This window comes from Streptomyces sp. MK7, assembly GCF_032658145.1.
Taxonomy (GTDB): Bacteria; Actinomycetota; Actinomycetes; order Streptomycetales; family Streptomycetaceae; genus Streptomyces; species Streptomyces spiralis.
This window is the reverse complement of the sequence record NZ_JAVACL010000155.1, coordinates 1-438: the sequence shown is the minus strand read 5'-3', so window position 1 is coordinate 438 and position 438 is coordinate 1. Positions and strand designations below refer to the sequence as shown.

At 72.4% G+C, this 438-nt stretch carries 1 protein-coding gene; it reads right to left on the bottom strand.

The annotated features are described in order from the left end of the window. Nucleotides 1-438, bottom strand: a 438-nt coding sequence (locus tag R2S09_RS40265) for a Clp protease N-terminal domain-containing protein (protein ID WP_316746260.1), incomplete at both ends; no start/stop codon positions are given.

The following is a 438-nucleotide window of genomic DNA, read 5'->3' as shown; positions in this document are numbered from 1 at the left end:
GTCCAACGTCGTCGACGGCTTCCGCCCGGCCGCCTGGGCACCGTCCGAGCGCGCCGGCCTGTCGGTGAGGCCTCGCAGCTGCTCCGCGTCCAGTTCCGAGTCCTGGAGCAGACGGGCGGCTCCGCTGCCGGTGCTGTCGAGGAGGGCGCCGAGGATGTGCTCGGGGCCGATGTAGGAGGCACCGGCCGCCTGCGACCGGCCGTACGCGTCGGCGAGGGTGCGCTTGGCGGCCGGGGTCAGCCCCGGTTCAGCGGACGGCTCACCTGATTCCTTCGGCAGCACCTCGGCGATCTTCGACGCGAACATCTCCGGGTCGACTCCGGCCTGGGACAGCAGGTTTCGCGAGGGATCGACCTTGGTCGCCCCCCACAGCAGGTGCTCGGTGTCGAGGTCGGAGGTGCCGTCCTCCAGCGCCCGCCGCGCCGCCAGATTGAGCAG